12 protein-coding genes are annotated in these 12,200 nt (G+C 59.1%); 4 read left to right on the plus strand and 8 right to left on the minus strand.

Annotated elements, in window-relative coordinates; all coding sequences use genetic code 11:
- Nucleotides 1-3: 3 nt before the first annotated feature.
- Nucleotides 4-279, minus strand: coding sequence for a type II toxin-antitoxin system Phd/YefM family antitoxin (locus R6X40_RS31560; RefSeq protein ID WP_412178321.1), 276 nt, complete (start codon nucleotides 277-279; stop codon nucleotides 4-6).
- Between the two features lie 384 nt (nucleotides 280-663).
- On the opposite strand from R6X40_RS31560, the gene leuA reads away from it, so the two are divergent.
- On the plus strand, nucleotides 664-2,373 hold the full coding sequence (gene leuA, locus R6X40_RS01685) for a 2-isopropylmalate synthase (protein ID WP_318410439.1): 1,710 nt from the start codon (nucleotides 664-666) through the stop codon (nucleotides 2,371-2,373).
- 150 nt (nucleotides 2,374-2,523) lie between these two features.
- Here leuA and R6X40_RS01690 read toward each other — a convergent pair whose 3' ends face one another.
- From R6X40_RS01690 to R6X40_RS01710, 5 genes are all read right to left on the minus strand, one after another.
- Nucleotides 2,524-2,922, minus strand: a complete 399-nt coding sequence (locus R6X40_RS01690; protein ID WP_318410440.1) for an SH3 domain-containing protein — start codon at nucleotides 2,920-2,922, stop codon at nucleotides 2,524-2,526.
- A gap of 160 nt (nucleotides 2,923-3,082) precedes the next feature.
- A complete protein-coding gene (locus tag R6X40_RS01695) occupies nucleotides 3,083-3,916 on the minus strand; it encodes an anti-sigma factor (protein ID WP_318410441.1) in 834 nt (277 codons plus the stop codon).
- Between the two features lie 3 nt (nucleotides 3,917-3,919).
- Entirely contained in the window at nucleotides 3,920-4,438 is a 519-nt protein-coding gene (locus R6X40_RS01700) for an RNA polymerase sigma factor (RefSeq protein WP_318410442.1), read from the minus strand.
- Nucleotides 4,439-4,637: 199 nt separating this feature from the next.
- On the minus strand, nucleotides 4,638-5,195 hold the full coding sequence (locus R6X40_RS01705) for a tetratricopeptide repeat protein (protein WP_412178301.1): 558 nt from the start codon (nucleotides 5,193-5,195) through the stop codon (nucleotides 4,638-4,640).
- A gap of 160 nt (nucleotides 5,196-5,355) precedes the next feature.
- Entirely contained in the window at nucleotides 5,356-6,258 is a 903-nt protein-coding gene (locus tag R6X40_RS01710) for a metallophosphoesterase (RefSeq protein WP_318410444.1), read from the minus strand.
- Nucleotides 6,259-6,347: 89 nt separating this feature from the next.
- Here R6X40_RS01710 and R6X40_RS01715 point away from each other — a divergent pair, with 89 nt between their 5' ends.
- Nucleotides 6,348-6,836: an NUDIX domain-containing protein gene (locus tag R6X40_RS01715; RefSeq protein ID WP_318410446.1), complete on the plus strand. Its 489-nt coding sequence runs from the start codon at nucleotides 6,348-6,350 to the stop codon at nucleotides 6,834-6,836.
- On the opposite strand, the gene R6X40_RS01720 is transcribed toward R6X40_RS01715, so the two are convergent.
- Nucleotides 6,837-7,820 carry a glutathione S-transferase family protein gene (locus R6X40_RS01720; protein WP_318410448.1) on the minus strand — a complete coding sequence of 328 codons (984 nt, stop codon included), beginning with the start codon at nucleotides 7,818-7,820 and terminating at the stop codon, nucleotides 6,837-6,839.
- A gap of 164 nt (nucleotides 7,821-7,984) precedes the next feature.
- Here R6X40_RS01720 and R6X40_RS01725 point away from each other — a divergent pair, with 164 nt between their 5' ends.
- Nucleotides 7,985-8,596: a GNAT family N-acetyltransferase gene (locus tag R6X40_RS01725; RefSeq protein WP_412178322.1), complete on the plus strand. Its 612-nt coding sequence runs from the start codon at nucleotides 7,985-7,987 to the stop codon at nucleotides 8,594-8,596.
- Between the two features lie 96 nt (nucleotides 8,597-8,692).
- On the plus strand, nucleotides 8,693-9,865 hold the full coding sequence (locus R6X40_RS01730) for a glycoside hydrolase family 5 protein (RefSeq protein WP_318410449.1): 1,173 nt from the start codon (nucleotides 8,693-8,695) through the stop codon (nucleotides 9,863-9,865).
- 263 nt (nucleotides 9,866-10,128) lie between these two features.
- Here the strand turns inward: R6X40_RS01730 and R6X40_RS01735 are convergent, their stop codons facing one another.
- Complete coding sequence (locus R6X40_RS01735) at nucleotides 10,129-12,198, minus strand: hypothetical protein (protein ID WP_318410450.1); 2,070 nt, start codon at nucleotides 12,196-12,198, stop codon at nucleotides 10,129-10,131.
- Nucleotides 12,199-12,200 lie beyond the last annotated feature (2 nt).

Genomic DNA, 12,200 nt, shown 5'->3' on the forward strand with positions numbered 1-12,200 from the left:
GCCCTATTCTCCGCGAAACGGCGGTAAAGGTGTGATCAGGAAATCTTCAGGCAGCGGGTCACCGAAATCGGCCGGAATTTCTCCAAAGAAACTGTCGACGCCAAGTGTCTTCTTGTAGGCTTTGCCAGATTCCCAATTGATACCGCCCTTCTTTGTTGCAGGCACAAGCTGCATTACCGCCTTACCGTTCCGTGTCACGGTGATCGTCTCACCGGCCTCGACGCGGCGGGCGAGTTCGGTCAGCTTGTTCTTGGCTTCGCGGATCGGGATCTGGACCATGGGAATAATGTAGCTGCATGTAGCTACATTATCTATATCGATGATTTGCCTGAACCGCTCTTGCCCTTGCGTGCACCCGCAGCTATAAACCGCTTCATGTTGAAGACAGGCGCCATCATCGTCGAACAGGTTTCCCGCGGGCACGTTGCCATCGCGGAACGTTCGCGCGCCTTCACATCGCTTCTTCTTCTCGGCCTTACACGCGGTTGCCGGGTTCTTTGAAGGAGCGCCCGGTGGCCGAAAGCCCACCGGCCCCAGCTCCTTGCCTTCCCTGAATTTCAGATACGAAAAGAACCAAAGAGCCAGCATTTTGCCGTCGCAATGCGACCGTTGATCGGTTATTGCATGCGGACTATGCGCCTCACAGATTGAAGAGAAGCCGCAATGATCATGAAGTCCCACACCGTCAAGCAAGGCATGCCTGAAGCCGCGGTCAAGTATCAGCCCTATCCGCAGATCAATATTCCTGACCGCACCTGGCCCGGCAATACCATCACCAAGGCACCGATCTGGTGCTCGGTCGACCTGCGCGACGGCAATCAGTCGCTGGTCGACCCGATGGGGCATGATCGCAAGGCCCGCATGTTCCAGCTGCTGGTCGACATGGGGTTCAAGGAAATCGAGATCGGCTTCCCGTCCGCCTCGCAGACCGACTTCGACTTTGCCCGCTGGTGCGTCGAGGAAGCCAATGTTCCCGCCGATGTTTCATTGCAGGTGCTGGTCCAGTGCCGCCCCGAGCTGATCACCCGCACCTTCGAATCCCTGCAGGGCGCCAACAAGCCGATCGTGCATTTTTACAATTCTACCAGTGAGTTGCAGCGCCGCGTCGTGTTCGCCAAGGACGTCAAGGGTATCAAGCAGATCGCCACTGACGCGGCCAAGATGATCGCCGACATGGCGGCCAAGGCCGGCGGCGGCTTCCGCTTCGAATATTCGCCTGAGAGCTTTACCGGCACTGAGCTGGAAGTCGCTCTGGAGATCTGCAACGCGGTTGCCGAGATCATCCAGCCGACAGCTGATAACAAGCTGATCCTGAACCTGCCTTCGACGGTCGAGATGGCGACGCCGAACGTCTATGCTGACCAGATCGAATGGATGTGCCGCAACCTCGATAATCGCGACAACCTGATCATTTCGCTGCATCCGCACAATGACCGCGGTACGGGCATCGCTGCAACCGAGCTCGGCCTGATGGCTGGTGCCGACCGCGTCGAAGGTACGCTGTTCGGCAATGGCGAGCGCACCGGCAATGTCGATGTCGTCACGCTGGCCTTGAATATGTTCACGCAGGGCGTCGATCCCGAGATGGATTGCTCCGATATTGAGCGGATCAAGGAAGTCTACGAATATTCCAACCAGATGGTCATTCCCGAGCGCCATCCTTACGTTGGTGAATTGGTCTACACGGCCTTCTCCGGCTCGCACCAGGACGCGATCAACAAGGGCATGAAGGCGATCAAGGTTGCCAATAAGCCACTCTGGGAAGTGCCGTATCTGCCGATCGATCCGCAGGATGTCGGCCGCTCCTACGAGGCGATCATCCGCATCAACTCGCAGTCGGGCAAGGGCGGTATCGCCTATATCCTGCAGCAGGATTACGGCATCAACCTGCCGCGCAACCTGCAGGTCGAATTCCGTGAGGATATCCAGCGGATCACCGACGAGTTCGGCAAGGAACTGCCGTCAAAGGCGATCCACGCCCGCTTCATCGAGCGGTATGTCGATCAGCCGGATACACGCATCCGCTTTGTCGACCACCAGACCTATCCGGTCGGCGAGCACAAGGGCGTTCGTGTCGTTGCGGCCGAGATCACCGATAATGGTGAGATCAAGCGCATCGAAGGCAAGGGCACCGGCCCGATCGATGGCTTCATCAATGCCCTGTCGATCTATCTCGGCATCGACATATCGGTTGCCGACTATTCGGAGCATTCGCTGCAACACGGTTCGAATGCCGCCGCTATCGCTTATGTCGAGGTGGAGTATCCGGGGGGCAAACTGTTTGGCGTCGGTATCAATACCAACATCGTCGCTGCATCTCTCGAAGCCATTGTTTCGGCAGCCAACCGGGTGCTGGAGCAGAGGGCGAAGTAAGGTCAGAGTTTCGGCTACATTGAAGCAGGCGGGCGTCCTGCTTCAATGTTCTGGCGCTCTGAAGTGTTCAGGGCCGGTCGCGACGTCAAGGCGATGCGACCGGCTTTAGCGGCAGCGGTTTTGGGCTGCTACTTCAGCAAATTCAAAGCGCTACAACGACTTTTGCGTGTCATGAGTCATGCGCGGTGCTGTCGCACGTATATTGTCGAGAGGCACCCATCCTGATGCACCATCAGAACAACGTGTTGCCCATAGCCAGCCGTTCAATTGGCGCTCGCCGGTCAGCACTTCGCCTTCCGCTACACTCAATTCTCTGTTGGTGAAGTCCTCCCGCATCGTGGCAAAGCCATCCGCGTGGCGATCAAGGATTTGATCCGGCACGAAACCGGCTTGCTGATCTGGAGCTGAACAAAGATACCAGTCGGGCCAGCCTTCAGGGCCATCATATCGTTCGCCGACCGAAACCCGGTCGCCTGCCTTGAGGATCATTGGTTCGGGAAATTCGCTCACGTGCGGCTGGATGACGATGTAATCACGGTCAGTAATCAAGTTTGTATTATCCTATTGGAAAATCGCCAGCCGAACATGGAGGCACGGGATGTTGCATTCGCAAAATCCCGATTAAAGCGACTTTGAATTATGCAGCAACTTTAAAGGCCTACAGCGATTTTCGCGCATTATGATTCACGCCAAAGATTACTTTAGGCTTTCAGATGGCGGTCGAAACAGCTTCGGCGAGTTGATGAAGATTGGCGTCGGACGAGGGGCCGACCACGACGTAGGATGCATCCGCCTTCTGCCAGGAGATCATCGCGATATCGTCGCGCATGCTTTCCGTCATCTTGCCATCCGCCGTACCGGGTTTGCTCTTCAGAAAACAGATCGCAAACACGTCGCCGTCCTGGTCCTTGTACATCAACTGCGCCACGGGTTTTCCGGCGGCGACCAGCAGGCGGGCGCCTTTGAAGGTCAGGCCTTTGCTGCTCAAGTCCGGCAGCGAAAAGTTCACGCCAACATTGGAAGCCAGCCAGCCTTCGATCTTGCCCCCGGCGGAGGCTGGAACCTCGACCAGGTGTTCTGCCGTCTGGCGGGCATAGATGCGGTGATAATCGGCGATATCATCGAGCCATGTGCGGGCAGCGGCCATTTTTACCTGCTGGGCATCGTCGTGGCTGGTCTTGCCGATGATGAAACCGGTCGAGCCGCCGACGAGCAGCAGGGCAACAGAGGCCGCAAGTGCACGCGGCCAAAGACGCTGCTTTGCCTTTCGGGGCGTTTCGGCGGTGACGCGCTCGGTCTTCGGAGTGGCGCCCGGTCCCTGCTTGATCCGGCGAACCAGAGACAACGGCACCGGGTCGTGAAGGAACTCCTCGAACGCCTTGTTGCCGAAGGCATTTCCCGCCTGCAGCATGTCAAACATCCGCCGGGCTTCGTCATCGCGCGCCACCAGCTGTTCCAGTTCCTTGCGTTCCGCTTCGTTGACTTCGCCGTCGATATAAGCCGACAGGCGAACGTCAAGCGGGAGCCCTTTCGTGCTTTGCACCGCTCAGGCCCTCCTTTCCGTCGTCTCTGTAATCATTGCGGCCAGGCGCAGCCGTGCGGTGGAAAGCCTGCTCATCACCGTTCCGATCGGTATTTTCAGGATATCGGCGGCTTCCCGGTAGCTATGCCCTTCGATGTTCACCAGCAGGAAAACGCTCGCCAGCCCTTCCGGCATGGAGAGGATCATCTTCTGCAGCTGATTAACGTACACGGCCTTTTCGCCGGACGCCTCGATCGACAATTCATCCTGCTCGGTGGCGTCAACGGTACCGCTGCCGGTGCGCACCCGGCGCTTTCTGATCTCGTCGATCCATAGATTGCGTGTCATTGCGTATATCCAGCTTTCGAGCCGGCCTTCACCGTTCCAGAGGTGACTGCGGGTGATTGCCCGCTCGCAAACCTCCTGAACCAGATCATCGGCATCGGCAGCATTCCGCGTCAGCGTCATCGCGAAACGGCGCAACTTGGGCAGCACACTGACCAAGTCCCGTCTGAATTCGTTCGAGTCTGCCGCTGGACGCATTGCTCTTCCAAAGAAAACGTTCCGGATCGACAGTTTATTCGTCCGGGTCGAAATACACGCCGGTTGATATGAAACATTTGACCCGTGGTCTGCAAGTCGGCAGCGTATTGGAAGGGCACATTTTGCCACTTCGGGGACGTTTCTCAACGTCAAATGTCAGGCCGGGCAATGCGTTAGCGCAAGCCCGGCCCGATTGTTCTCAATAGTGGCGAACGCCGCCGAGCGATTCAAGCAAGGCGCGATAGGCCCAGCTGTTTTCACCGCCCCGGTCGCGGATCTCGATCAGTTGCGCCTTGGCCTCTTCGACCTTACCCTGTTCGAGAAGCGCCTGGCCCATGTAGGAGCGGGCAAGGATATAGTTTTCATCGGCCTGCAGCGCGCGCTTGTAGAAGCTCATGCCGAGTTCCATGCGTCCGGCCTTGCGGTTGGAATAGCCGCGATAATTGAGGATCCGGGCGCTGTTCTGGTCTTTCACCGCGTCGAGCACCTTCAAGGAGTTTTCGTACTGGCCGTCATAGGCCAGTTCCCGGGCCGCCTTGAAGAGAATATCATCGTCAAGCCCGCTCTTCTTGGCATTGACGCATTCTTTCTTGGTCTTGTCCCAAATCTTGCCGGCTTTGCACTCGGTGGAGGTCTTGGTCTTTACCGGCGGCGCTGTCGTGTCCTCGCCTGCTGCCCAGGCCACCTGGCCAAGCGCGAAGAAAGAAGCGGCTGAAAACAAGGCGATCATTGCAGTCTTGCTGTGGATCATGGTCATCTCCCTGGCTGAAACTGATACCGGCAAGCCGGATTGTGCATGACATTTGCCGGTGTCAGCATTCTCCTTTTTACGGTCAGCCCTATAGGACGGATGACCAGCACCGATTATTTCGCGAGCATAACGTTTTTTCGTTGCTTGGCGAGTAACGATAGGGGGATCAGAGCCGGGTGGTTTCGACCAGCGTGACGGAGCGGCTGTCCATGGTCAGTTCGAACCGTTCGCGGATCACGTTCCATTGTCCCGGGCTGCCGGAAATCGAGAACAGGTTGAATCCGGCCGGCGGTTTTTTGCCACCGCGGCCTTGCGATGCCGATGCGATACCGACGACAGGCACCGGTTTGACCTGGCCCTTGAGGGAATAGACGGTGTTCAGGTGTGTATGCCCGTGCAGGACCAGTTCGGCGCCGCCTGCAGTAATTGTTGCGGCAAAGCGGCGGATGCCGAGCATGCGCTTGTGCAGGGATGTGGCGCCACGGATGGGCGGGTGATGGATCATCACCACGCGGAACAGGCCGGCTTCACCAGCCGCACGCAATAGATTGACGGTCTCACGCGCCTGGCGGCTGCCGAAATAACCGCTGGCGGCAAAGGGTGGCGTGGCAACGGCGGTCGAGCAGCCGATCAGCGCCACAGGGCCACGGACCCGCAGGTATGGATAGCAGTGAAAGTCTTCGTTCCACTCCGCCGGCCCGCGCTCGCCGCGCATATAGGGGTACCAGGCCTTGGTGGTCTTTTCGTAGGCACCCGGCACGTAGGCATCGTGATTGCCGGGCACGATCGAGATGTTTTCCGGTTCGCCTGCTTCATGCAGCCATTCGGTTACGACCTCTATCTCGCGCGAGGATGCGAGATTGACGAGATCGCCGGTGATCGCCAGATGATCCGGATCGATCCGCTCGATTTCGTCCATCAACAGGTTAAGCGTATTGCCGACCAGATGATTACGGCGGTTGCGGTGCCAGTTGACGAACCCGGTAATGCGTTTCGATGCAAGTTCGCGGAAGGAAAGGTCAGGCAGGGGGCCGAGATGAATGTCGGAAATATGAGCGAGTTTGAACATCCTTCGTACCTAGCGCATATTCCCGAAAAGGGGAATCATTCCAGACGCTTTATCCTCGGCGAGACAATGATGAAAGGAACCGGATAGGCATGAGTGAAGCGCCGCCGGAAATGCGCAGCTGGAAATCCAGGCTGATCACGCGCGTGGCACATAGCTATTTCGCGCTCGCGCGTGGCATGACGATAGGGGTTCGCGCCGCCTGTTTCGATGCCGAAGGCCGTGTTTTCCTGGTCCGGCATTCCTACGTGCCCGGTTGGCATATGCCAGGCGGCGGGCTGGAGCGTGGCGAGACGGCTTTCCAGGCGCTCGTCAAGGAGTTGCGCGAGGAGGGAAATCTCGAAATGAGCGGTCCGCCCGAGCTGTCCCATGTCTATTTCAACCGGCAGACCAGCAATCGCGACCATGTGGTCTTCTATCGCTGCCGCAATGTCCGGCAGGCTTCACCGAAGAAACCGGACATGGAAATTGTCGAGAGCGGTTTCTTTGCGCTGGATGACCTGCCTGCAGCGACCACGTCTGCAACGCGCCGGCGTCTGACGGAACTCTCGGGAAGCGCTCCGCCAGCCGAATTCTGGTAATTATGCGGCCAGTTTCTCGCGGCCATGCGGCGCGTCGAGTGCGAGAACCGGTCCAACAGGCACGACGCCGGTTGGATTGATCATCGTGTGGCTGCGGTAATAATGCTCCTTGATATGGCGCATGTTCACCGTCTCGGCGACGCCGGCCACCTGATAGAGATCTTGCAGATAGGCCTGCAGGTTCGGATAATCAGCTATGCGGCGGATGTTGCACTTGAAGTGTCCGACATAGACCGGGTCGAACCGGACCAGTGTGGTGAACAGGCGCCAGTCAGCCTCGGTGGTCTGATCGCCACTCAGGTAGCGCCGGGTCGACAGGCGGTCTTCCAGTTCGTCCAGCTCCGCGAACAGGGCCGTGACGTTTTCCGCATAGGCGTCCTGTGACGTGGCAAAGCCGGCCTTGTAGACCCCGTTGTTGACGGTGCCGTAGATGCGTTCGTTGAGAGCGTCGATTTCGCTCCGCAGTTCTTGCGGATAAAAATCCTCGTTTGATCCCGTCAGCCCGTCGAAGGCCGAGTTGAACATGCGGATGATTTCCGAGGATTCGTTGGACACCATCTTGTTCTGCTTCTTGTCCCAGAGCACCGGGACGGTGACGCGGCCGGAATAATGCGGATCCGCCTTCACATAGATCTGCCAGAGTGCCTGCGAACCGAACAGATGATCGAGGGTGCCGCCGATCTCGTTCTTGAACTCCCAGCCCTTCGACAGCATCAGTGGATCGACGATCGAGACGGTTATCAGGTCTTCGAGCTTCTTCAACTTGCGGAAGATCAGCGTGCGGTGTGCCCAGGGACAGGCGAGCGATACGTAGAGGTGGTAACGTCCGGCCTCGGCCTTGAAGCCACCTTCGCCGGATGGGCCTGCCGAGCCGTCGGCGGTGATCCAGTTGCGGAATTGTGATGCCGCCCGCTTGAAATGTCCCTTGGTTTCCTTCGTGTCGTACCAGACGTCCTGCCAGACGCCATCAACCAGCATGCCCATCGTCAATCTCCTGCGGCAGGAGCGCCGCCTGTCTGTGAATTCGTGATCCATAGATAGCGCAACAATTCGGCGCATATAGTCTGCAAAAGCTGAACAGTGCGTTTTAGGCTTTGACGCGGCGCATTTTTCTGCTATCCGGCCAGACAGAATTTTTCTGAACACGGATCAAAGTTGATGTTTTTCCCGGGAAGCCCACGACGACGCTGATGCTGCAAACGCCCTTGGGGGGCGACGCCATCATATTTTTGTCTCGTATGCCCGGTTTCCCGATGTTCATGAAAAAGCACGATCTCGTCTATCTCACCGAAGATACTTCCCACGACGCAGCCATCGACATCATCAATGAAGAAGCGTTTGGCCCCGGCCGGTTCGCCCGCGCGGCAGCCCGCATCCGCGAGCAGGGGCCGCACGATTTGTCGCTCTCCTTCGTTTGCGCTGATGATGGCGAAACCATTGCCTCGGTCCGGATGACCCCGGTCATGGCGGGCTCCATCAAGGGCCATCTGCTTGGACCGCTGGCGGTGCGTCCGTCGCACAAAAACCGCGGCATCGGCCGCGAGCTCGTTCGCATTGCCGTCGAGGCCGCGCGGCGCAAGGGCTCGGAATGCGTCATCCTGGTTGGCGATCCCCCCTATTATCAGCCGCTCGGTTTCGAAAAAGTCGCCTATGCGGCGCTGACCTTTCCGGGACCGGTCGATCCGAACCGGGTTCTGGTCGTGCCGATGATCGGGGACGTTCATGCGGGCCTGAAGGGCGATATCCACTGGCGCGCATAGTGCGTCCAGACAATTGTCTGCGATAAGCTGGTCAGACTTCCCAATTCCGCCACAGTGACTGCGAATATCCCGGCCATCGCAATCGGGATATTGTCAATGCGTCTGCTGCCGGCTTTCCTCGCCTCGCTTCTCCTTGCCACATCGGCCTCCGCCGCCGATCTCATCCATTTCTGGGACAAGCCGCAACACGGCGGCAACAGTTTTAACCGGCTGCCTCCGGACCAGGCTTATTTCGATGCCCTGAAAGGGTACGGTGCTACCTGGGTGCGGCTGTCCTATGACAAGTGGAAGCCTGCGAAACGTGATTTCCTGATCGGTGACGCGGATCAATACGAGGGCATTCCGGCACAGGATCTCGCGACGCTGAAGGCGACGCTCGACCGCGCCGAAAAGGCAGGGCTGAAGGTGGTCATCACGCCACTGTCGCTGCCGGGCATGCGCTGGGCGCAGAACAATGGCAACACGTTCGATGGCCGCGTGTGGCAGGACAAGGCCTGGTGGGCGCAATCCGCTGCCTTCTGGAAGGATCTGGCAACCGCGCTCAAGGACCATCCGGGTGTCGCCGCCTACAACATTATCAACGAGCCGGCGCCGGAAAAGAACAATGGCGTTGCCGAGCATGGCGGCGCAGACGCGATGAAAACCTGGTATGCCAAGCAGGTGGACACGGCACGCGACCTGCCAGCCTTCTACCAGACCGTCATCAAGGCTATCCGCGAGGTTGACCCGGCAACACCGATCATGGCGGATGCCGGCTGGTATGCGGCCGCCGATGCCTTCAGCTATTGGCCAAAGCCGCTCACCGACGACAAGGTGCTCTACAGCTTCCATATGTACGAGCCTTATGCTGCCACCAGCGCGCCGAACATGAAGCGAGACAAGCCCTATGCCTATCCGGGCAAGCTACCGTTTGGCGAAACTGAAGAAAACTGGGACCGCGAGCGGGTCGCTGCCTACCTCACGCTCCCGGTCGATTGGGCCGACAGCCACAATGTCCCGCGCAACCGCATGGTCGCCGGCGAATTTGGCTGCATGCGCCGCTGGGAAGGCTGCAAGACCTATCTCGAGGACGTACTGACATCGCTCGATGACAGCAAATTGCATTGGGCTTTCTACAGTTTTCGCGAGGACAGCTGGGACGGAATGGATTACGAGCTCGGCTCGCAGAAGGTCAATTGGAAATACTGGGAGGCGATCGACGAGGGCAAACCTGATCCGGTGAAGCGAAAACCCGGCCCGGAATTCGACCCGATCCGGAAACGGCTTTAGGAGCGAGTGTACCCGGCAGGCTTTGCGTGTTTGACCGAGTGTAATCATGCTTCCCCGTCATTCCTGTGCCTGTCACAGGAATCCAGCCACGGCGCGGCTGCGCCGTGAGGGAACTCTTATTTCGTTATGGAGAGTCTTGCGCGCCGCGGACGCGGCGCACTGGATTCCCGTGACGGGCACAGGAATGACGGAGCCATTGAAGGCCTCTGATCCTGTGAAACGACGATAACGAAAGCCAAGCGTCTCAACGTTATCGACAGCCCTTATCGTCCCTCGCGATGCCATGTCGCCGAGAGCACGAGCAGCAGGGCGGCCAACCCAAGGAAACCGGCAAACAGCGACAGCGAGTTGATCCCCTTCAGCACCGTTTCGTCGGTCATGCGCAGCGACAGGCGCTGTGCGTCTGCGACGCGGACGGTGCCGCGGACCGGCAAGATCTGCGGCACATCGACAGGCCCATCGGCATTGGCAAGGCGCTGCACCAGTCCCTTGGTCTTTTCCGCCCAGGGGGCAAGTGTCTCGGTGGTCGAGACCGTCGCCTTGAATTCGGGCGCATCGACGCTGCCGACATGCACCAGCGTGTTGAGTTCGCCGTTGACGACTTCGAAAAGGCCGGTCTCGGAGGTACGGACACTGGCTTTGTAGAGCCCGGGTTCGCCTTCCTTGAGCGTGATTTCCTCGGTCTTGCCTGACGGATAGGTCAGCGTCGCCAAGCCGGGATCGCCAGCGATGGTCTGCCTGGCGATTTCCAGCGTCCGGCCGCTGGCATGCGCCGTCAGCGCTTCTTCCTCAAGCGCCGGTTCCTGCATCAGCCAGTGGGCGGTGCGGCGATAGAGGGATACGCTCGGGCCACCACCTTCGAAGCCGCGCGCCCAGAGCCAGCCCTGATCGGAGAGCAGCATTGCGACGCGGCCCTTGCCGACGCGGTTCAGGACCAGAAGCGGTTTGCCATCGACGGCCTGCATCACCGTCTGGCCGAGCGGCTTGTCGACATCGACGGTGCGGAACCAGCGGCCCCAGTGCGGCGGTTCGCTGTCGGCGCCTTCAAGGCCACGGGTGACCGGATGTTTCTTTCCTTCTTCCGACAGGCGCGGATAGAAGGCCTTCTCGTTCATGAAGCCGGTTGGGCTCGCAGGCAGGACTGCCGACAACGGTGTTGTTGCAATCGAATCGTCACCAGCATGTTCAGGGCCAGCTGCAATCAGCAGGGCGCCACCGTTTTCAACATATTGGGCGATGTTGTCATAGTAGAGGATCGGCAGCACGCCGCGATGCTGGTAGCGGTCGAAAATGATCAGGTCGAATTCCTTGATCTTGTCGACGAACAGCTCGCGGGTCGGGAAGGCAATCAGCGACAATTCGTTGATCGGTGTACCGTCCTGCTTTTCCGGTGGCCGCAGGATGGTGAAATGCACGAGATCGACGGCGGCGTCGGATTTCAAGAGATTGCGCCAGGCACGTTCGCCTGCATGCGGCTCGCCGGAGACCAGAAGAACACGCAGGTTTTCGCGGATGCCGTCGATGACGTGGACGGCGCGGTTGTTGGCCTCCGTTACTTCGCCGGGAACGCCAGCGACAGAAAACTCGAGAATGTTGTTGCCGCCGCGCGGTACGGTAAAGGCGAACGGTACATCGGTGCCTGGCTCCGCCATTTCCGTGGCGATCTCGTTGCCGTTGAGGCTGATGGTCACCTCCGCCGTGCCGCCGGGCGCCTTGCCGTCATCGGCGATGCGGAACGTCACCGTCTGTTCCTCGCCGACAATGCCGAAGCGTGGGCCGCTGACAATTTCGACGCGGCGGTCGAACTCATCCGGCTTGCCGGTGATCAGACCGTGGACCGGAGCATCGAAGCCGAGCGGCTGGTTGATGTCAGGAACATCGTGAATCTGGCCATCGGTGATGAAGATCGCACCACCGACGCGGGCAGGCGGTACATCGGCGAGCGCCGTCTGGAGCGCCGTGAACAGTTTTGTGGACGGCGTTTCGGTATTTTCGTCATCGGCGGCTTCAACGATGCGTGCCTCGATCTGCGGGAATTTGGCCAGCCGTTGTTTGAGCGTGGCCAAGGCTGCGTCCGTCATTGCACGGCGGCCGGCATTGTCCTGGCTCTGGCTGCGATCGACGACGACGCCGACGATGGTGGAGAGTGGCTCGCGTTCCTCCTGAAAGAACACCGGATTGGCGATGGCAATGCAGAGGGCCGCGAGTGCTGCCGTCCGGAATGCCGCACCGCGCACGCCACGCCAGAAGCCGAGCGCCGAGAGAAGGATCGCGGCAAGGGCAAGCACGGCGATGAAGGGCCAAGGGAGCAGCGGCTGGAAATCGAGTGTCATAA

Source organism: Rhizobium sp. PL01, assembly GCF_033447125.1.
Classification (GTDB): Bacteria; Pseudomonadota; Alphaproteobacteria; order Rhizobiales; family Rhizobiaceae; genus Pararhizobium.

Bases quoted from the DNA above. Each gene is read 5' to 3' on its own strand.
- leuA (WP_318410439.1), top strand. From the start codon at position 664: ATGATCATGAAGTCCCACACCGTCAAGCAAGGCATGCCTGAAGCCGCG.
- R6X40_RS01715 (WP_318410446.1), top strand. From the start codon at position 6,348: ATGAGTGAAGCGCCGCCGGAAATGCGCAGCTGGAAATCCAGGCTGATC.
- R6X40_RS01735 (WP_318410450.1), bottom strand. From the start codon at position 12,198: ATGACACTCGATTTCCAGCCGCTGCTCCCTTGGCCCTTCATCGCCGTG.
- R6X40_RS01710 (WP_318410444.1), bottom strand. From the start codon at position 6,258: ATGTTCAAACTCGCTCATATTTCCGACATTCATCTCGGCCCCCTGCCT.
- R6X40_RS31560 (WP_412178321.1), bottom strand. From the start codon at position 279: ATGGTCCAGATCCCGATCCGCGAAGCCAAGAACAAGCTGACCGAACTC.
- R6X40_RS01720 (WP_318410448.1), bottom strand. From the start codon at position 7,820: ATGGGCATGCTGGTTGATGGCGTCTGGCAGGACGTCTGGTACGACACG.
- R6X40_RS01730 (WP_318410449.1), top strand. From the start codon at position 8,693: ATGCGTCTGCTGCCGGCTTTCCTCGCCTCGCTTCTCCTTGCCACATCG.
- R6X40_RS01700 (WP_318410442.1), bottom strand. From the start codon at position 4,438: ATGCGTCCAGCGGCAGACTCGAACGAATTCAGACGGGACTTGGTCAGT.
- R6X40_RS01705 (WP_412178301.1), bottom strand. From the start codon at position 5,195: ATGACCATGATCCACAGCAAGACTGCAATGATCGCCTTGTTTTCAGCC.